The following is a 20,564-nucleotide window of genomic DNA, read 5'->3' as shown; positions in this document are numbered from 1 at the left end:
TAAATTCTCGAACTCCCGAAAACCTAAAACCATGAAGACTTAATCTTCCTACCCTTTTTACGCATCATTTTTTAGTTACTATCGTATAGAAGAACGATCCTCCATTTAAATTGCCTTTTCGAACAGCCTTAGCTTAGTAAGTTATTTAAGCCTACGTTTTGCTACTTCGTGTAGCCCTATAAAAAATTCTTGTTGCTTCCTCTGGTACTTGTACGCACAGTAAAGGTGTCCTATCCGGCATGGCTTTGCCGTTCCTGATATCTCTGATGCTCTTTGGTGCAAATACCTGAAGTATCTGCCATACAAAATTGATTTTCCACTTATCCGGATAATTTGGTGCCGGGTGAGGCTAAAATACTATAGCCGTAACAATATGCTTGCGGCGCACCTAAAGTCAGCCCTAATGATTCATGCTACACTTTCCCTGTTGCGGGAAGAACTGGACGCATTCATTAAATCCCTGGATGATAATACTACCGATGATCAGGTCATCCTCGGCAACATTTCCCAATTGGATACGGAAGATGGAGATAAACTCCACGGAAATGTCGTGCTTACCCTGGTCAACGTGGAAGAGGAGAGTGCCCTGAAAAATCGCAAGCTTCCCCGCTACCAGGAAGGCGATAAGATCCTCTACGAAAACCCACCCGTCAATCTCAATCTATACCTGCTTTTTACGGCCTGTTGGCCAACCAATTATGACAATGCGATCAAGCGTCTCGGTCATGTGGTCAGTTTTTTCCAACACCGCAATCAGTTTACCCTGAAGGATGCTACCCATTTCGCCGACGGGGTAGATCCGGATGATGAAGAACTCAGCAATTTGCGGCTGGTTCTGGACCTGTACACCATGACTTTTGAGCAGATCAATCACCTCTGGGGTTCTCTGGGCGGGAAACAGGCACCCTTTGTCATGTATAAAGCCAGACTGGCCTCCGTGCGCTACCGGCAGACTAAAGGTAGTGGTACGGCAATTGAAGATATTCGCGGATCCCTAAACGGCATCAACTGATCATGAGTTTTGCGATAACTTATAAAAGACTTTTTCAGGTACAGTTACTGCACGGTTTCTTCCTTAACCGGGCGGACCGACTGGTGGACTTTAACCCCGCAAATTTTGCGGGTTACCAGTTGGAAGACCTGTTGGAGGTGTTACCCACGGAGCCCACCCGGCGTTGGCTGAAGGGCCATAGAGCCCGCTTCCTGATAGATTCCTACGGGATCAGTGTGGCGCAGCGGGTAATGGAGCAGCCGGCCGGGGCCATCCTCGAACACCATCCGCAGGTGCCGGTAGAAGAGGGCAGCATGCTGGAATTCGGATTAAAGGCCCGCCAGCCGGACTGGCTCAATTATTCCAATCAGCGATTGAGACCGAACGTGCCGGGTATTCACTTTTTCTCCAACCTGAATGTTTTTGGCGACCTGACCGCACCTTTTCTGGCCCGGCCGCTACCGGGATACAACGATAAACGCGCCTACGAAATGGGCGAACTTGCCCGTACCAACCAGGCGATCTATATGGCCAAGAGGGCCATCGATACCAAAAACAATCCGACGGGAGTGGGCGGGATCCACTGGCAGAGACTGTTCGTTTTTAACCAGAATCTGCCCCATCAGTTCTGCAGTACGGAAGATCAGGTATTGCTGCCATCGCGCTTTTCCTATCGATTCAGTCCGCTGAAGAATAAGACCATAAAAAAGGGAAGTTTTACGCTGAAAGAGCTGGACAATACCACGGTCAAAACGATCAATTTTGATGAGGCAGAAGCGATCCAACAGTGGCTACTGGATTTCCGTGACGTTTCGACGGGATTTTATACTCTGGAGGTACAGTCGGATTCCGGCTACGAGGATCTGATTAAGGTATACCTGAACGATACGCTCTACGATCCGTCCCTGTTTGGCGTATTGCAGATCGGGCAGCAGGGAGCTATGGGAGATTTTCGCCTGCTGGAAAATAATGGAAGCCTGCGCCGCAACAATGACGATAAGACCGAATTCCCGGTTTTCAAAATATTGATCAAAAACCGGCATACCTACTGGCAGTATGTACTCAATCAATCGGATCCACCGAATCCTGCCGGCAATGCCGATGTCGAATTCCTGGATCCGGGCAGTAAAAAGGTCTTGATCACGAAGGAACCGGTTCCGTTGAGCCGCTCGCTCGCGCAGGTATATTTCCAGCACGATAAACCGGCCACCGAGATTGATGAAACCGTACTGTTACCCAATCCAGGTAGTTTGCTGGTGCACGAGGATGAGGAGGGGCGGTATTATTCGGAGATCTATTTGTCAAAAATTAAAACCTAAATATTCATCATCAGGATAAAAATCATCACCTATGCCAAGTTATAAGACTCCAGGGGTATATGTAGAGGAGATCTCTTTATTACCACCTTCCGTAGCCCAGGTAGAAACGGCTATTCCTGCATTTATCGGTTATACCCAATCGGGACCAACCCTCAGTCCCACCCGGATAAAATCCCTGGTGGAGTTCCAGGATATTTTTGGCGGTCCGGCCAAAGCGCTGCCCGATTTTGTGGTCGAAACATCCGGAGGGGTGACGACCGTTAAAATGAAGGACGGCGCCAATCCGCCCACGGCCATCAGCATTCCCAATACGCCGGTCTACTGCCTGTATTATGCACTTCGCATGTATTTCGCCAATGGTGGTGGCCCCTGTTACATCGTATCTGCGGGTGCGTACAAAGCGACACCGGGCGTTGATTTTGAAGAGCTCAATGCCGGACTCACCGTTCTGCGAAAGGAAGACGAACCAACCCTTATTCTTTTCCCGGACATCCACAATCTGACCGATGCTACCCAATACCACAATCTGTACGTGAACGCTATGCAGCAATGTGCCGATCTGCAGGACCGCTTTACCATCTGTGACGTGCGTCCGGCGGCCCCGGCCAGCACCGATCCGATCAATGATGCGGCGAAAACCTTCCGGGACAATATCGGTACCGGTAATCTCAAGTACGGAGCCGCCTATTTCCCCGATCTCATCACTTCCCTGGGGTACGAATACCGGGAAAGTGAAGTGGTCGTCAATATTGACCTGGGGGGCGGTGCCGCGGATATTCAGCTGAATTATACCGAGATAGAGATCGCCGACGCCATGGCGGAAGCAAAAGAAGGCATCGCCGATCCGGTAGCGGCCCAGGTGGCTGCGGATGCCAAAGCCGCTGAATTGAGGGCGAAATCCTTATTTCACCAGGATAATGCTACTTATTTCGCGATCCGCCGTTTGATCGACAGCATCAATCTGATCCTGGCTCCAAGTAGTTCGATTGCCGGGATCTACGCCCGTACGGATAGCACGCGCGGCGTCTGGAAATCTCCGGCTAACGTGAGCCTGAACAGCGTTCGCCAACCGGCGGTGTTGATTGCCAGTGCCGATCAGGAAAACCTGAATATCCATTCCACGGGAAAATCGATCAACGCCATACGGTTCTTCACCGGGAAAGGTGTGCTCGTTTGGGGTGCCCGGACACTGGCCGGTAACAATAATGAATGGAAATACGTTTCGGTTCGCCGCTTCTATAATATGGTAGAGGAATCGGTGAAAAAAGCCACCGAAGCATTCGTCTTCGAGCCGAATGACGCCAATACCTGGGTGAAAGTACGGGCGATGATCGAAAACTTCCTGGTCCTGCAGTGGCGGGCCGGTGCCCTGATGGGGGCTACGCCCGAAGAAGCCTTTTTCGTAAAGGTCGGTCTCGGGACCACCATGACCAGTATCGATGTCCTGGAAGGCCGGATGATCGTAGAGATCGGAATGGCCGTTGTACGCCCGGCCGAGTTTATCATCCTGCGCTTCTCGCATAAGATGATGGAAGTATAACCTATTGATCAAATCTGAAAAACAAGACCATGAATTATAAAACTCCCGGTGTTTATATCGAAGAAATATCTTTGCTTCCGGCATCTGTAGCTCCGGTGGCAACGGCCATTCCGGCTTTTATCGGCTATACCGAAACCGCAATGAACAGTGAAGGCGGCAGTCTGCTGAATGTGCCGACCCGCATTACGTCCATGGTGGATTACCGGCGCTTTTTCGGCGAAGCGGCCGCCCAACCCTTTACCGTCACCCTGTCGGATACCGCCCCGTTCCTACCTCTCGAGGCAACGCTGGGTACGGCCACGCCCTACCGGATGTTCCATGCGCTGGAAATGTATTTTGGCAATGGTGGTGGCCCCTGTTACATTGTTTCCGTCGGTGATTACAGCGGAGATACCGCAACACCGAGTCTGGACGCAGTGGATGATTTCGATGAGTTGAAGGGCGGGTTAGATGCGGTGAAAAAAGTGGACGAAGTTACCTTACTGGTGATCCCGGAAGCCGATCGTCTCGGTATGGCTGATTATCATACCCTCTACCAGGAAATGCTGGCCCAATGCGCGAGTAATCAGGATCGCTTCGCCCTATTCGATGTCCGTTCTACCGGCGGAGAAACGGTGACCGATTTTCGGAACGGTATCGGGACCTCCTTTCTGAAGTACGGGGCCGCTTATTACCCATATCTCAAAACCAGTATTGCTTATCACTATACCGCCGCACAGGTTACTTTCCAGCACGATGCCGGGGCGAATGCCTTTAATGGGATCACCATGGCTGCGGCTGCGGCCTATGTAGATGCGCAGGAGATCAAGTCACTGGCGGATACGGTGAAAGCCGATCTGGATCAGATCATAACGGACGGTAAACCGGGGTCGAATACCAAAGAAGAAAAAGAGGGTTATCTGGCCGATGCCCTGGCCAAAGTAGACGCGCTGCTGCCGAAGATCCAGAATCTGGCGGATACCTGGGGAGATGCTACCTCGCTTACGGCGGTGGAAGATGCCGTCGGGGAGATCGAAACGATCCGTACCGGTACCCACGATACGAAAGCCAAACTCGATACCGCCCTGGACGGCCTTAAAACCCATACGGATACCTTATTGACGGAGGCCGGGAAGGCCGTGACCGGGATTCGGGATGATGGGGGACTGACCGGCACTACGGCGCCCAATGTAGAGACTTATTATACCAATGCCTTTGCCACGCAGGTGAAAGCAAAACTGGGCGAATTTCGCATCGAACTGCCGCCGTCTTCGGCGATCGCCGGGATCTACGCTACTGTGGATCGCACCCGCGGGGTATGGAAAGCTCCGGCAAATGTAAGCCTGCGTTACGTTTCGGCCCCGAGTATCAAGATCAGCAACGATGACCAGCGGGATCTGAACGTTCATTCTACCGGTAAATCCATTAATGCGATCCGCGCCTTTAGCGGTAAGGGAATATTGGTTTGGGGGGCCCGTACCCTGGCCGGTAATGACAACGAATGGCGCTATGTGCCCGTTCGGCGATTCTACAACATGGTGGAAGAATCCGTAATGAAGGCATCCGAGCCCTTTGTCTTCGAACCGAATGACGCCAATACCTGGACCAAGATCCGCGCCATGATCGAGAACTTTCTGACCATCCTCTGGCGGCAGGGCGCACTGATGGGAGCTACTCCCGATGATGCCTACTTCGTAAAGATCGGCCTCGGAGAGACCATGACCACCCAGGATGTCCTGGAAGGGCGGATGATCGTGGAGATCGGACTGGCAGCGGTGCGGCCGGCGGAATTCATCATCCTCCGTTTCTCCCACAAAATGCAGAATAACTAATATCAGCAAATAAAATTATTAAACCCATAAAAATCCATCATCATGGCAGCAGATTATCCATTACCCAAATTTCACTTTCAGGTAGACTGGGGTGGAGCGAAGATCGGGTTCACCGAAGTTTCCGGACTGGATGTCGAGACCGAGGTCATTGAATACCGCCACGGAGCCAGCGCCGAATATTTTAAGACCAAGCAACCGGGCATGCAAAAGTTCAGCAACATCACGCTGAAAAGAGGGACGTTCCAATCGGATAACGAATTTTACGATTGGTGGAAACAAACCTACTTTCTCCAGGAGGGTAATTCCACCGGCTCTAAGTTCCGGAGGGATATCACGATCAGCCTGCTCAACGAGAACCACGAGCCGGTAGTGGTCTGGAAGATTAAAAACGCCTGGCCGATCAAGATCCAGTCTACTGATCTCAAAGCAGACGGCAACGAGATAGCCATCGAGAGCATGGAACTGGTCCACGAAGGCTTAACGATCCAAAACGATTAATGCCCCATGTACGATTATCCACCAGTCAGCTTCTATTTCCGTGTGAGTTTTTTTGATGAAGAACCGAACGGCAATCAGGGCAGCGAATTCGGAGCAACTTACGATACGCACTTCCAGTCGGTAGCCGGTCTGAGTACCGAGATCCAGATGGAAACCTACCGCGAAGGAGGTGAGAACCGCTACGAACACAAACTGCCCGGCCGCACCAAATACGCCGATCTGGTGCTGAAACGCGGCCTGATCAAAGATTCAGAACTCATCAAATGGTGTACGGAAGCCTTCGAGCAGATGGTCATCAAACCGAAGATACTGGATATTGATCTGCTCAACGAAAAGGGCGAGACCATGCTGAAGTGGAAAGTCGTACACGCTTGGCCGAAAAAGTGGTCGGTGTCGGACCTGAACGCCGAGAAGAGTGAACTGGCGATAGAGAGCCTGGAACTCACCTATCGCTATTACACCCTGACGATCGGTTCCGATTAATCCGCTTAAACGGCAAAATCCATTTCCGCTATGCCCATTGAGATCAGAGAATTAAACATTCGGGTAAATGTTCGCGGTCGGGGAGAGGATAGTGAAGAATCCTCCGCCCACGGAGATAACACTTCCGATATCGACCGGGAAGAACTTATGGCCGAGATCATTGAACAGATCCTCGAGATCCTGGATAACCGCAAAGAAAGATGAGTAGAATTCCTGCCGATAAGAGATTGTTCATCGATTCCTTCAGCAGTCCGAAGCTGGAAGAAAAGGATTTTGAAGGGCGCTTTATTGCCCAGTTGAATCCCGAAAGCTACAGTACCAGCTTTCAGGTGGAATACAGCAAGAAGCAGGCGCCCGGATCTTCCGCCCGTCCGATGAAGTTCAGTAAGATCAACCCACAGAAGTTTGATCTGGAATTTACGGTAGACGATACCGGGGCCGTAGATCCGCCTTCCGGCAGCGATCTTGGTGTAGATGCCAAGATCAATGACCTGAAGAAGCTGACGGTAGCGTACGACGGCAAAAAGCACCGGCCGTTCTACCTCAAGCTGCGCTGGGGGAATCTCCTCTTCAAATGCGTACTGGAATCCATGAGCATCAACTACAAGCTATTCAATCCGGAAGGCGTGCCGCTGCGGGCCGTGGTGAAAGCCACCTTCCTGGAATTCATGCGCAACGAGTGGATGGTCAAAAAGCAGAACGATCAATCCCCGGATGTGACCCACGTCCGGATCGTCAAGGAAGGAGATACTTTGCCGCTATTGGCTTACGAAGTTTACGGAGATCCCAAATATTATTTCTCCGTAGCCGAGGCCAACGGGCTTTTCGGGTTCCGCGACCTGGAACCCGGTATGGAACTGCGATTTCCGCCGGTTGAAAAATAGTTACCTAAAAACCAAAACCCACGAAACCCATTGCCGAACGAAAGAAACATACCGAGTGATCAACCGCAGGACATCGTCAGTATTTCCATCCTGATTGCGGGGAGCGAGATCGATGCTGCCTACCAGGTTGCTTCCGTCAGTGTAACGAGTGTGCTGAATCGCATTGCCAGTGCAAAGGTGGTACTGATCGACGGTGACCCGGCCGAGGAAACTTTTTCCGCCAGCAACGGGAATGATTTTGTGCCCGGCAAGGAGATCGAGATCAAGGCAGGTTACCACGGAGATAATACCTCCTTATTCAAAGGTATCATCATCAAGCACAGCATCAAGATCAAAGGAAACGGCAATTCCGTACTGATCCTGGACTGCCGCCATGCGGCCATCAAAATGACGCTGGGGCGCAACAGCCGCTACTTTTACGAAAAATCGGATAGTGAGGTAATGGAAGAAATATTGGGTGACGCCGGTGTGCCGGCTCAGGTAACCAGTACTTCTGAAACTCATAAAGCATTGATCCAGTACGATTCCACCGACTGGGATTTTGTACTGGCCCGGGCGGAAGCCAACGGCCTGATCTGCCGGACGTCGGGCTCCGATCTGTTGATTGAAGCCCCGGATACCGCCCAGGAACCCGTCCTTAGCCTTATTTACGGCGCTACCATCCGCGAGCTGGATGCAGAGATCGATGCCCGGCATCAACTCGGCACGGTAACGGCCTACAGTTGGGATTTTGCTAATCAGGAAAAAATCGAAGCTGTTGGTTCCGATCCCGGAATTACCTTGCCGGGTAATCTGAGTGTGTCGGATCTGTCACAGGTCGCTGCTCCCGACAACTGGGCCTTACGGCACGGAGGCAGTCTGAATACTCCGGAAATACAGGCCTGGGCCGATGCACAGGTACTGCGACGCCAACTGGCCAAAGTCCAGGGGCGTGCCCGTTTTCAGGGATTTGCCGCCATGGAGCCGGGCATGACCGTAGACCTGCAGGGCCTGGGAGATCGCTTCAATGGAAAAGCCTACGTCGGTGGCGTTTTCCACCACATCAGCCGGGGCGACTGGTGGACCGATGCTCAACTGGGTTTTCGCCCGGAATGGTTTACGGAGGATTACGAGATCACCCCTCCGGAAGCCGGAGGCCTCCTGGCCGCGGTTCGGGGATTACAGATCGGGGTAGTTAGCCAACTGGAGAGTGATCCCGACGGTGAAGACCGGATCCTGGTGAGGCTGCCGATCATTTCTCCGGAAGACGAGGGCATCTGGGCCCGTGTGGCCAGTCTGGATGCCGGTGAGAATCGGGGCGCTTTCTTTCGTCCGGAGATCGACGATGAAGTGATCGTCGGCTTCCTGAATGACGATCCCCGCCATCCGGTGGTACTGGGTATGCTGAACAGCAGCGCCAAACCGGCGCCGATCCCCGGCTCGGATGACAATCACGAGAAAGGTTTTGTGACCCGGAGTGAAATGAAAATGATCTTCAATGATGATCTGGTTTCCTTTACCGTGGAGACGCCCGGCGGTCGCAAATTTATCCTCGATGATGATGCCGGTACCATTACGCTGGAAGACGGAGACGGCAATAAGCTGGTGATGGAGAGCAGTGGCATCAGTCTGGAGTCTTCCGGTGATATCAACATCAAAGCCGGGGGAGACCTGAATCTGGAAGGGACCAATATCAATATGAAAGCCAGCGCCCAGCTCAAAGGAGAAGGCGGTGCCGGTTCGGAGATCAGCAGCAGTGCGACTACAGTGATTAAAGGCGCATTGGTACAGATCAATTGATCGATAATTTATTCAAGTTGTAATACTTGAATTGTAGAGCGTAGATAGACTCCAACCGTTGAAATGAGTGATTTTGCTCCATTTTAACGATAGGTAATCCCTCTACTCTATACCCTCTACCTAAGTTGCGATGCAACTTAGAGTAATTAGTGAAATACAACTGAATTGAACCAGGAAAACCGAAAGATATGCCACCAGCTGCAAGAATAGGAGATATGCATGTGTGCCCCATGGTGACGGGTACCGTCCCCCATGTGGGCGGTCCGATCGCCGGCCCGGGTGAACCGACGGTGCTTATCGCCGGAATGCCGGCCGCCGTGGTTGGGGATAATTGTGTATGCACCGGACCACCCGATACGACCGCCATGGGATCGGGCACGGTTTTGATCGGTGGGAAACCTGCCGTACGCATGGGAGACACCACGGCCCACGGAGGAACCATCATTCTCGGTGCACCCACGGTGATCATTGGCGGCTAAAAAATAAGCAATATGGAATTTTTAGGAAAAGGCTGGTCATTTCCTCCCACATTTAATAAAAGCCGGGGAGGCGTTCGGATCTCCGAAGGTGTGGAGGACATCAAGGAAAGCCTGCAGATCCTGTTGTCCACGCGCGTCGGCGAACGCGTGATGTTGCCGTCCTTCGGTTGCAATATGGACGACCTGGTGTTCGAAAATGTCGATATCAGTTTGAAAACCTATCTGGCGGATCTGGTAGAAACGGCCATTATCGAGTACGAACCACGCATCGAACTGGATGCCGTGGTGATCAACACTGCCGATCAATACGAAGGAGTCGTACTGATCGAAGTGCAGTTTACGGTGCGGGCGACGAATTCCCGCTTCAACTTTGTTTACCCCTTTTACCAAAAAGAAGGCGCTGACCAGTAATTATGTCCCAAAATTGTAAAACATATAAACATCCGATAATCAGAGACGGCCTCAGTCAGGAAAGCCGCCGGATCGAGGAATTGTTACCGGACCAGTTGGAACTGATCGGCTTGAACCGGGAAGACTGGTTGAACTTTACCCACGAAATGGGTGCGCTGCTCCGGTTCTACGATGCCGACCGACCGGATTTTGTCCGGGGCGACTGGCAGTCTTTCTGGCCCGATAAGCCGGGGGTGAAAGCTTTACTGGAGCAGATCGATAAGCGGTCTGATCTGGAGCCGCACCTGGCCCTGTACCTGAGTTTCCTACGATTATTGGAACACAGCCGGTCCCATTTCAATCAATTGAGCCGGCGTCATCTGGATTTTTATTACCGTCGGGTTCTCCAACTGGCGGAATTGCCGCACCGGCCCGATCAGGTGCACGTGCTGTTCGAACTGGCGAAACGGGCCGAGGTGCAACAACTTCCCAAAGGCAGTCTCCTGGATGCCGGAAAAGATGTACTGGGAAAGCCGCTACTGTATACAACGGATGAAGAACTCATTGTCAACCGAATTCAAATAGCCCATCTAAGGCAGATATTTTTTGACGAGCAATTGGGGCTGCGACACGCACCGGTTGCCAACTCAGCCGATGGCCTGGGGGCAGAACTTCCCGAAGATAACCCGCAGTGGCCGGCTTTCGGCAATGCCGATCTCCCGGCCGGCCGGATAGGCCTGGCCCTGGCGGCCCGGGAATTGCGACTCGAACAGGGAGATCGTTTAATCCGGGTAGATTTCTTTTTTACCCGTACCGTTAAGGATGAGGTCCGTGCGGCCCTGATGGGAAACAGTTCCGTTTTCCTGACCGGAGAAAAAGGCTGGCTTGGGCCCTACGCGCTCTTGTCCGAAGAAGCCATAGATATCGACCAGCTGGCCGAAAAAAAGAAACAGCCTAAGAATGGCTTGTCATTTTATATTCAACTGCGGGAAGGTGATGATCCGGTAATGCCCTACCAAGCCGAACTGCACGGTGAATCATACAATACCCAGCACCCCGTCCTCCGGCTACTTTTGAATGAGGTGACCGGAACGGGCGTAGAGGCCTATCGCAAATTGCGGGGGCTAAAACTGGATGCCGTAGAGATCCAGGTAGAGGCGCACGGCCTGCGGGAAAATACGGTAGAGAACGATAATGCCCGGATGGATCCGGCTAAACCTTTTATCCCGTTCGGCCCCTTGCCCACGGTAGGCTCGAACTTTTACGTCGGCAATGCCGAGGTTTTTGATAAGGGCTGGGAAAAGATCCGGCTGAATATCGCCTGGAAAGGTAAACCCAATAATTTTAAGGATCATTACGAAGCTTACGTCGAAGAGTACCTGAGACCCGACGGCAGCCTGAAGCGAGAGGCCAAACGACTGTTCCGTACCACCACTGAAGTTGAAGATGACGGTACGGAATACCAGCAATACATAGCGAATGATAGTCATTTTACGGTCGCCACCTCTTACCGCAAAGACGGACGGTGGATCCCGGAAGACAATCCGGTACCCCTTTTCGTGGCCGATTCCAATACGCGGCAGATCGTATTTGATAAACAAAGCACCAAACCCGTCACGAATAAACCTGGAAGGTTGGACCGCAATGCGCTGAACCACGTCGGAACGATCAAGGCCCGGTATGCTTTTCGGTCTAATCTGAGCCATTTTCTGCAGGCCAAAACGATGCCGAAGCCGACCTTTCAGCTGGCGCATTACCAATTGACCCCGGCCCTGCTTCAATTACCGTCGCTGAGCTGGAGCAGTTTTCCGAAAGCCGGTTTCCTGAAACTTCGCCTGAACCAGCATTTCTTTCATAAATCCTTCCCCGAGTTAAGCGCTTTATCCCTTACCGGAAAGGATGATAAACTGCCGGTTCCCAACCGTCCGTACACCCCGGAAATGGAAACGCTCACGCTGGATTATGTAGCCAGAGTACGCCAAACCTATACTACCACCAGCCGGAGTAATCAGGATATCTACAGTGATTTTGCAGATAAAAAAATACAACTGTTTCACGATCAGGTGTTTGGGCAGACTGAGGAGCATCTTTTCCTCAAGCAGCAGCAAAGAACCTTTTCGGTAAATAAAGAGATCAGTTTACTGCCTGAATACCGTCAGGGTGGAGAACTACTGCTGGCCCTGGAGGATGCAGAGCTTAACCAGACCGTCAGTTTATTGATCCAGGTAGCGGAAGGGAGCGAGAACCCTCTCCGAGATCCGCTAAATAATGATACCGGAATCAAGTGGTCGGTGTTGTGTAGCGACGAATGGAAACCGCTGGAGCCTGAATACAAACTCAAAGATACTACCAATCAGTTTCTGCGCTCGGGGATCGTACGATTACTGATCCCGCCGGAGGCCACGCGTTTCAACCGGCGACTGGAGGCCGGGTATTTCTGGATCCGAGCGCGACTGAATGCTCCGCTGGATTCAGTGTGCCGACTTCTGGGAATTCACCCACAGGCGGTGAGCGCTACGTTCTTCAACCAGGGGAATGAACTCAGTCATTTGGTCACCGGACTGGCTCCGGGCACTATCAGCAAACTTAAGGACCGGCTGGCGCGCATCAAGAAAGTGGAACAACCCTACGCCTCTTTCGGCGGGCGCTCTCCCGAAACGGAATCCGAATATTACCAGCGGGTAAGTGAGCGTCTGCGCCACAAAGACCGGGCGGTAACCATCTGGGATTATGAGCACCTGGTGCTTCAGGAGTTCCCAAAAGTATACAAGGTTAAATGTCTGAGCCATACCGATGCCAAAGCGGGCCGGGAGTGGATGCCGGGTGCCGTTTCCATGGTGATCATTCCCCGGATCCATCCGGATAATGCCTTCGACCGCCTGCGGCCGCGGGCGAGTCAGCAGTTGCTCACAGAAATTGAGGATTTTCTGGCCGAAAGGATCAGTATGCACGTGGAATTCGATGCGGTCAATGCAGAGTTCGAAACCGTAAAACTGGATCTTGCAGTCCGATTCCGGAAGGATTACGATCCCAATTTCTACCAGGAGGAATTGAATACGGCTCTGATCGGATTCCTGTCTCCCTGGGCCGCCGACCCCGAGGCTGATATCCGATTTGGCGGGACCATCTACCGGAGTGCGATCATCCAGTTTCTGGAACAACTGGAATACGTCGACTACATCTCGGACCTTAAGATCACGCATCGCGATGCAGCGGGTAATACGGTCGCCAGCGGAGAACTGCGCCAGGTCAGTGCTTCGAATGCCCGGGCCATACTGGTTTCGGCCAACCAACATAAAATTGATATCCTACAAACCGACTGCCCATGAATACGAGTTTACTGAGCATACCGAAGGACGTGTCGGGATCTCCCGATCGGGATTATGACCGCTTACGGGAGGAGGGACGGCTTCATATTGAACGACTGGCGAACCAGTACTGGACGGAATACAATGCCTCTGATCCCGGCATTACCCTATTGGAAGTACTGTGTTACGCTCTGACGGATCTGGGCATGCGGATCGGGATGCCGGTGGAAGACCTTTTGGCGTCCAAAGACAATAACTTATTGGAGATGCACCGCCAGTTCCATTCGGCGATCCGTATCCTCCCGAACGCTCCATTGACCCCGCTGGATTACCGGAAATTACTGATCAATATCCGAGGCGTAAAAAATGCCTGGTTATCCACGGTGAAACCGGAGGTGCAGGTGGATTTTGCGGTAGACGATGAAAAAGAAATGCCGAGGAGCAGCTACCAGCCTTTTCCCGATTCTCCCAAAGTACGTTCCTATCGGCTCCGCGGGCTGAATGCCATCAAGATCGAGTACGAGGACGAACTGCGCCTGCTGTCCAAGACGAAAAGAGCCGAAGCCGAAGCCAGGATCAAAGACGAGGTACGGAAGGTGTACCAACGCAACCGGAATCTGTGCGAAGATCTGGTAGATATTCAAACGGTGGCACAACAGGAGATCGTCGTTTGCGGTGAGATCGAACTGGAACCTACCGCCAATGCCGAGCGAACCAATGCGCGTATGCTGCGCGTCATCCAAAATTATCTGACGCCGTCCGTTCGCTTTTATTCCCTGGAGGAAATGCTGGCCGATCCGGAATTGTCGATAGATTCTATTTTCAAAGGCCCGCTGTTCATGCAGGATACGCTGGCCTACGATGCACTGCTACACGCACTGATCGGGCAGGAAGATCTGTTGACCATTATTCAGGATCAGCCAGAAACGATTGCCGGTTTGCTGGGAAGCGATGAATTGTTGGACGATCCCGCCGGCAACCTGGATCTCATCCGGGAAGCCCTGTACGATCAACTGGCCTTTCACGGATTTATCAAAGATGAGGAACTGAGAACGGCTGGACTGAGAAGAGAAGTGCGGGTATCGGATCTGATCAATTTACTCCAGGAAGTGGAAGGCGTGAAAGAGGTTAGAGATCTGATCATCAGTCTTTGCGAGCCGGCGGAAAATGAGGATGATTGTAAATGCGGGCAGATCACCAACGCCGATCTGCAGTGGAAGATCTGTTTGCCGCCGGATGTACAGCCGGTGCTGTGTTTCACCGGTTCCAACTTTAAATTCTTTAAAGATTTTCTGCCGGTCAACGTTCGAAAGACTTTTGTAAAACAACTGTGGCTGGCCGAAGAGGATGATCAGCAGCAGGATCGTTTTGACCAACGCCTGCAGGATCTGCCGATGCCTATGGGACGATACCGTGATCCGGCAAAATATTACAGCCTTCAGAACGACCTGCCCGATACCTACGGGGTAGGCCCCAAAGGATTACCCCCGGTGCCGGAAGAAGAGCGACCCTATCGTTTGGCCAAAGCCCGTCAGCTGAAAGCCTACCTGAATTTCTTCGATCAGATCCTGGCTACCTACTTTGCCCAGTTGGGAGCAGTCAAAAACCTGTTGAGTGCGGATAAGGAGCTCAAGGCTACCTACTTCACCCAGGCGGTAGAGAGCGTGAAAGACCTGGGAGATATCTTCGTAGGTTACGAGCAGGCCGAAGATCGCCTGAATGACCTACTGGCCAACTATGATGACTTTTACCAGCGAAGGCACCAGCAACTCGATCATCTGATCGCCCGCTTTGCCGAGCGGTTCAGCGATTACGCCTTTATGCTGTACGACCGCTTTGACGCTAAGGTGCCGGCTTTTTTGATCGGGCAGAAGGAGGCCTTTCTCCGGGATTATCCCAGCCTGAGTTCCCGTCGGGCCTGTGCCTACAATTATTACGAATCACTGGATGCTTTCTGGGATACGGACAATGTGTCCGGCCTGCAGCGCAGACTGGGGCGTCTGGCCGGTTTCGATACGATCCGGCGCGAAGACCTTTTCGGCGTCTCTTACGAATTCTACCAGGAAGTGGATGTGGACGACATCAGTGAATTCCGGTGGCGGATCCGCGATAATCAGGCTAAGATCATTCTGAGCAGCAGCCGTCATTATAAGGTTAAAGCGGAAGCGGTGGAAGAACTTGAACTGACCTTCGAAAAGGCCCAGGACCCCGCCAATATGACCGTTAAAAAGACCCAGGACGAAGAACAGTGGTATTTCAACGTCGAAGACGGCGCCGGCGAAGTGATCGGCCGCCGGATCGAATATTTCAATAGTGAAGCCGAAGCGATCGCGGCCCGTGATTACGTGGCTGATTTTTTGAGCGGAAAACATATCGCCATCGAAGGCATGTACGTGATCGAACACATACTGCTTCGTCCGGATATCGAACGTAAAGATGCTCCACCGGAAGTTTTTTACCCCACCTGTGTCGATCTGTTAAAGGATAAATGCCAGCCATTGGATCCCTATTCTTTCCGGGTCAGCATTGTACTGCCCGGGTGGACCCGCCGGTTCGGGGATCCGGATTACCGGCAGTTTTTGGAACGCCTCATCCGTTTGGAAACTCCGGCCCATATCATGCCGAAGATCTGCTGGATCGGACCGGAGCAGATGCGCGATTTCGAACAGATCTACCGGCAGTTGCTGGAAGCGCGGGCGAATCAGCCGGATCAGCAGGTGGACGATGAATTACTCACGGAATTCCTCCGCCAGCTCGACAGTTTGCGAACGGTTTACTGGCCGGGCACCCTGCACGATTGTGTAGATGAAGGCGAAGAGGAAGAAGACAATCCCGTCGTTTTGAACAGAACATTTTTAGGAAATCTCCAAAACCAAGATAAGCATGCCGACAACGATTAAATTACAGCAGCCGGCCCGGGAATATTTCCGGTTTCAGGATAATCAGGTACTCACCGCAGGCCAGTTGAACCGGCTGATCGACTATTTTGAGACTCAGCACCGCCTGACCAGGACCTGCCTCGTGGGCGTTGGCATTGCTTGCGGTCTGAAACTGCAGATTAATGAGGCCGCCGACGCTATCGTGGTCAGTAGCGGCTGTGGGGTCACGACGGACGGCGATCTGATCCATTTACCTCAGAACAAAACGCTGAAGGAATTCGCGGTTTTCGAAGATAATAAAGCCAAATACCCCGCATTTTGGGATAAAGATTCCGATACCCAGCGGTTCGAACTGTGGGAACTGGTTGACGGTACCCAGGACGAAGACCGGGAAGTACATCCCCTGACGGACTTTACCGGGGAGACGAACGTGGACCTGGAAGACATGGTCGTCCTGGCTTATCTGGACAATTACGCCCGGTCACTGGATATCTGTAGCCCCCAGGACTGTAATAATCAGGGAGAAGAGCAGGTGGCTGATTTGCGTTTCCTGCTCATCCGGTCTACGGACGCCCGGACCATTATTGAAGAGTCAGATGCCATTTACCGAAAGTACGGGAATCTGCTGAAATCCTACTTTAATCTGCCGCGCCTACGGGCACCCCGGGTGGCGATTGACGGCAAAGCAGCGGCTTCCTACCGGACCCTGGTAAATGCCTACGCCAAAGCAATCGGGGAAAACCGGGAAAGACTATTGAACGGTCTGAATGATCTGGCTTCCGGTTTTGGAGCTGTGCTGGATCCCGATGGAGCCGTGGAAGCGATCGCGTGGGAAAAACATTTTGATGATTTTTTTCCGACAACGATCAGCGGTCGCCAGTTGCCGATCGCTTTCCAGTACCGTTACGGTCACTACGAAGATCTGGTGCAGGCTTATACGGAGATCAGAGATGAATTGTACGAAGTACTGGTGGAGTGCCTGCCGGCAGTAGACGCATTCCCCCATCACCTGATGTTGGGCTTGCTGTCCGCAGTAGAACCCTCGGCAGATATCAGTTTCCGTCATCATTTTTACCCTTCACCGGTCAACACCAATAATGATCGTCGCCTGCTCCAGGTACAGAGCCTTTATTTGCGACTAAATTACTTGATGACGGATTATACCGATCCGCAGAAACTATTTGATGATCTGCGGGTAACGCCGAGCCTGAAGGCTTCCACCCAACTATCCGAAAAGGCCATACCGTATTACTACGATGTTTCCGCCGATCTGCTGGAAAACTGGAACATTAAAAATACCCAGCGCGGGCAGGAGGAAGAAACCTTGTCCTACCACGCGGATAAATATTCCGAAGAGGCTTCGGTTCGCAGTCCGCTTGACTTTGAGCACGAAGGGAATGATTTCTACCGGGTAGAGGGTCACCTGGGACGTTCCTACGGTGATGCGCTCGATGAACTGATAAAATTGCGTTCGGAAAAAGGACTGACCTTCGATATCGTTGCCCTCAGGCTGGGCGCAGAAAGCACGGAATTTAACCTGGAGGATTATCGGTATTTCTTCCAGGACCTGGAAGCCCTACTGGATGCCTGGAAGGCGGAACAAACCTGCCTCTCCGAAAATGCAGCCGGCTTTTTCTCGGCTTTCAGTATGGAAGAACCCGGCACGCACCTTAATTATACCGGCGGTTTGACGATTAACCCGATCCTGACCACGGGCATGCGTCGGGCCAGCACGCCCACTATGTTTTCCGGCCGGACGAATCTGGGGATCGCTACCGGTGGGGTTTTCAATGTGGGGACGGTCAGTGCAGGCAGCGTGGAGACTTTCGGCATTACTTCCAATATCGCTACCAATCTGCTGACGGCCACCAATTTAAACCTGGCCAAACTGACACCGACGGCAACTGCCACTACGGCCTCGGCTTTAAGCGGTGCGGTCAAGGGGGATACGATATTTACCCCGGTGGGGGGCGTAGCCATTCAGAACCGCACGGTCAAGGACAGTATCGTCGCTGACGATAAAGCGATCGGTAAGCAGGTGAAAGGGGTGTTTGATCAAAAGATCAGTATCTCCGGACCGGAATGGCGGGAAAGTATTTTGGATAATGTTTACAAAGGTTTTGAGGAAAAGGGGATCGACATAGCTACCCTAAGCCCGACGGACCTGGTGATCGGGGTAGAAGTGCCGGTCAATATCATATCGCGACTGCAGTATATGGCCGACCAGCAACCCGAAGACCTGAGCGATCTCACTCCGGAATCGATCGCCGCCTATAAAAAAGCGATCGCTGACCTGGTGAGTTCCGTGCAACGGGCCAAACGGGAAGTCCTGGCGCGCATCAACGAGGACGGATACGAAGAAAAGGGTTACGAACGGGATTATCTCCTGCTGCTCAATCAACTGGAGTTGAATGCCTGTGCGGCGAAGAAGATCGAGGTATTGATGGACGAATTCCTGCGTCGGCGGGAACAGATCCTGGAACTGACCAATCTGTCGAACTACGCGACCAAACATCCGGGTTTGGAACACAAAGGCGGGGTGCCCACCGGCGGTACATTCGTAATGGTGTATAAAGACGAAGAAGCCCAGACCGGCCTAGTACCGCCCATTACGGTTATTCCGGGCCTGACGCCGGTACAGCCGATCGCCCCCATCGCTCCGAAACTGGACCTGCTCAAGGGGGTAAGTAACGCCATTAGTCCGAAAAATTTTGCGGTAACTGATCTGAAAGCCAACCTGCTGCAGGAACGTTCTCAAAAACTCGCGTTGCGGAAGGGCCTCAGTATCAAACGGGCATCCGAAAAGGTACAGCGTAAAGAACTAACCAAACGGCCCGATGAATTTGCTAAATACCTGATCGATAACCACAAACTGATCAATGTAGAAAATACCATCAAGGACTACCAACTGGTCACTGGCGTGAGCAACAATCTGGTGGGACTCATTCAGGGTGCGGTTTTTGAAGGGATCACGCTGGGTAACACGGACGGTTTCGAACCCAATGTGTCGCGTTACACGGTCATCGCAGACTTCTGCCTGCCGTATCGCTGTTGTTCTGATTTGCCGCCGATGGTATTCGTACTGCCCCGCCAGCGGGTGGATCTGCGTTTGCCGGTGGCCTTCATCTGCATCAAAGAGGATCTTTCCGACGCACCGGGTCGTCTGCCTTTCGAAGTGACGCCAACCGATGGGGTAGTAGAGCCGGATGTCGACAATGCCGAACTGGTTGTTCGCGACGGAGAACGCTATTTCTTCGAACCGTCGGCCGTTACCGAAGACCTGCTGAATTCCACCATTCGGTTTACCGTAAATGATCAGGAAACGGATACCAGTCTGCGCATCTACCGCCGGCCGGAACCCGAATTTGAGGTTAACCTGAAAACGCCGAGTGAAAAAGGCGAACTGGTGATCGTACCCGTGAGTCTGGAGAATAGTACGGTTGAAAAAGAAGGCGAAAAACTAACGTGGAACTGGAGTTTCGGCGACGGAAATACCAGTCGGGAAAAGAGCCCGACTCATACCTATCAGTTCAGTTTCTTCGAATTGCAGGATTCCAATGAACTGACGATCCGGCTGATCGTCACCAACGGCGAGTGTTCCGAAACCAAAGAGGAAAAGATCACGATTGACCTGTCCTCCCTGATCAAGGTAGATCCGGAATGTATGGAAAAAGGTATGAAAGTGATCGAAACGGACGGTCAGGTAGTGATCGAATTGCTACAGAAGCCTTTATTCCTCAAAGAAGTCGCCTTTAGTAAAACCCTGCAATCTTTCTACAAGAAACTCGATGACGAAAAGAGCCGCACACTCTATTTCTCCGGCCGTCTGAACGGAGAGATCTTCGGAACGATCACCGAACTGGCGGCCGTCATGGAGGAATACCTCAGCTCCCAAACGGAAGATGCTGCCTCCGCGCGGGCCATGAGTGCCTATCTGCTCCGGCTGCTGCTGGCGCTGATCGGCTGTCAGGAAGGCTTGCGCGAAGACTTTGCTCTGCAATCCTTACTCAATGATTTCTACCGGCATATGAAGATCATTCGTTCCCGCTTCCCGAAATATTTTGAGGAAGGCACCGGGCCTGGTTTCGAAGGAGCCCTGCTGATCAAATACCTGAAGCAGTACCTGGCCGAAACCAAGATCAAGGACATTCAGATCCTTTCACGGATTCAACGTATCCTGGAAGTCATAACTTCCTAATTGCT

The 20,564-nt window shown here is 52.3% G+C and carries 14 protein-coding genes; all 14 read left to right on the top strand.

Going from position 1 to position 20,564, the window contains the following annotated elements:
• Positions 1-403: 403 nt before the first annotated feature.
• The 14 genes from CRP01_RS12400 (at position 404) to CRP01_RS12340 (ending at position 20,559) form a co-directional block, all read left to right on the top strand.
• Positions 404-1,012, top strand: coding sequence for a DUF4255 domain-containing protein (locus CRP01_RS12400; protein ID WP_170110342.1), 609 nt, complete (start codon positions 404-406; stop codon positions 1,010-1,012).
• Between the two features lie 2 nt (positions 1,013-1,014).
• A complete protein-coding gene (locus CRP01_RS12395) occupies positions 1,015-2,310 on the top strand; it encodes a hypothetical protein (RefSeq protein ID WP_099150352.1) in 1,296 nt (431 codons plus the stop codon).
• 31 nt (positions 2,311-2,341) lie between these two features.
• Positions 2,342-3,850, top strand: a complete 1,509-nt coding sequence (locus CRP01_RS12390) for a phage tail sheath family protein (protein WP_099150351.1) — start codon at positions 2,342-2,344, stop codon at positions 3,848-3,850.
• A gap of 29 nt (positions 3,851-3,879) precedes the next feature.
• Complete coding sequence (locus tag CRP01_RS12385) at positions 3,880-5,661, top strand: phage tail sheath family protein (protein WP_099150350.1); 1,782 nt, start codon at positions 3,880-3,882, stop codon at positions 5,659-5,661.
• 42 nt (positions 5,662-5,703) lie between these two features.
• Complete coding sequence (locus CRP01_RS12380) at positions 5,704-6,159, top strand: phage tail protein (RefSeq protein ID WP_099150349.1); 456 nt, start codon at positions 5,704-5,706, stop codon at positions 6,157-6,159.
• 6 nt (positions 6,160-6,165) lie between these two features.
• Positions 6,166-6,642 carry a phage tail protein gene (locus tag CRP01_RS12375; RefSeq protein ID WP_099150348.1) on the top strand — a complete coding sequence of 159 codons (477 nt, stop codon included), beginning with the start codon at positions 6,166-6,168 and terminating at the stop codon, positions 6,640-6,642.
• Positions 6,643-6,672: 30 nt separating this feature from the next.
• A complete protein-coding gene (locus CRP01_RS42280; protein ID WP_170110341.1) occupies positions 6,673-6,846 on the top strand; it encodes a DUF5908 family protein in 174 nt (57 codons plus the stop codon).
• Positions 6,843-7,526 (top strand): CIS tube protein, encoded by a 684-nt coding sequence (locus CRP01_RS12370; protein WP_222845723.1) that lies wholly within the window; start codon positions 6,843-6,845, stop codon positions 7,524-7,526. Before CRP01_RS42280 ends, CRP01_RS12370 begins: the two co-directional genes overlap by 4 nt.
• A 30-nt stretch (positions 7,527-7,556) precedes the next feature.
• Positions 7,557-9,305, top strand: coding sequence for a type VI secretion system tip protein VgrG (vgrG, locus tag CRP01_RS12365; RefSeq protein ID WP_099150347.1), 1,749 nt, complete (start codon positions 7,557-7,559; stop codon positions 9,303-9,305).
• A gap of 188 nt (positions 9,306-9,493) precedes the next feature.
• Positions 9,494-9,784, top strand: coding sequence for a PAAR domain-containing protein (locus CRP01_RS12360; protein WP_099150346.1), 291 nt, complete (start codon positions 9,494-9,496; stop codon positions 9,782-9,784).
• Positions 9,785-9,796: 12 nt separating this feature from the next.
• Complete coding sequence (locus CRP01_RS12355) at positions 9,797-10,195, top strand: GPW/gp25 family protein (protein ID WP_099150345.1); 399 nt, start codon at positions 9,797-9,799, stop codon at positions 10,193-10,195.
• Between the two features lie 2 nt (positions 10,196-10,197).
• Positions 10,198-13,503: a baseplate J/gp47 family protein gene (locus CRP01_RS12350; protein ID WP_099150344.1), complete on the top strand. Its 3,306-nt coding sequence runs from the start codon at positions 10,198-10,200 to the stop codon at positions 13,501-13,503.
• Entirely contained in the window at positions 13,500-16,382 is a 2,883-nt protein-coding gene (locus CRP01_RS12345) for a hypothetical protein (protein WP_099150343.1), read from the top strand. Before CRP01_RS12350 ends, CRP01_RS12345 begins: the two co-directional genes overlap by 4 nt.
• Positions 16,366-20,559 (top strand): PKD domain-containing protein, encoded by a 4,194-nt coding sequence (locus CRP01_RS12340; protein WP_099150342.1) that lies wholly within the window; start codon positions 16,366-16,368, stop codon positions 20,557-20,559. Before CRP01_RS12345 ends, CRP01_RS12340 begins: the two co-directional genes overlap by 17 nt.
• Positions 20,560-20,564: the final 5 nt, after the last annotated feature.

The organism is Flavilitoribacter nigricans DSM 23189 = NBRC 102662 (assembly GCF_002646595.1).
Taxonomy (GTDB): Bacteria; Bacteroidota; Bacteroidia; order Chitinophagales; family Saprospiraceae; genus Flavilitoribacter; species Flavilitoribacter nigricans.
Note: the sequence above shows the minus strand (reverse complement) of the source record. Positions and strands in the feature narration are given on the sequence as shown.

Excerpts from the sequence above, each read along its gene's own strand:
- CRP01_RS12350 (WP_099150344.1), top strand. The coding sequence starts at position 10,198 with ATGTCCCAAAATTGTAAAACATATAAACATCCGATAATCAGAGACGGC.
- CRP01_RS12370 (WP_222845723.1), top strand. The coding sequence starts at position 6,843 with ATGAGTAGAATTCCTGCCGATAAGAGATTGTTCATCGATTCCTTCAGC.
- CRP01_RS12345 (WP_099150343.1), top strand. The coding sequence starts at position 13,500 with ATGAATACGAGTTTACTGAGCATACCGAAGGACGTGTCGGGATCTCCC.
- CRP01_RS12380 (WP_099150349.1), top strand. The coding sequence starts at position 5,704 with ATGGCAGCAGATTATCCATTACCCAAATTTCACTTTCAGGTAGACTGG.
- CRP01_RS12355 (WP_099150345.1), top strand. The coding sequence starts at position 9,797 with ATGGAATTTTTAGGAAAAGGCTGGTCATTTCCTCCCACATTTAATAAA.
- CRP01_RS12390 (WP_099150351.1), top strand. The coding sequence starts at position 2,342 with ATGCCAAGTTATAAGACTCCAGGGGTATATGTAGAGGAGATCTCTTTA.
- CRP01_RS42280 (WP_170110341.1), top strand. The coding sequence starts at position 6,673 with ATGCCCATTGAGATCAGAGAATTAAACATTCGGGTAAATGTTCGCGGT.
- CRP01_RS12395 (WP_099150352.1), top strand. The coding sequence starts at position 1,015 with ATGAGTTTTGCGATAACTTATAAAAGACTTTTTCAGGTACAGTTACTG.
- CRP01_RS12385 (WP_099150350.1), top strand. The coding sequence starts at position 3,880 with ATGAATTATAAAACTCCCGGTGTTTATATCGAAGAAATATCTTTGCTT.
- CRP01_RS12360 (WP_099150346.1), top strand. The coding sequence starts at position 9,494 with ATGCCACCAGCTGCAAGAATAGGAGATATGCATGTGTGCCCCATGGTG.
- CRP01_RS12375 (WP_099150348.1), top strand. The coding sequence starts at position 6,166 with ATGTACGATTATCCACCAGTCAGCTTCTATTTCCGTGTGAGTTTTTTT.
- CRP01_RS12400 (WP_170110342.1), top strand. The coding sequence starts at position 404 with ATGATTCATGCTACACTTTCCCTGTTGCGGGAAGAACTGGACGCATTC.
- CRP01_RS12340 (WP_099150342.1), top strand. The coding sequence starts at position 16,366 with ATGCCGACAACGATTAAATTACAGCAGCCGGCCCGGGAATATTTCCGG.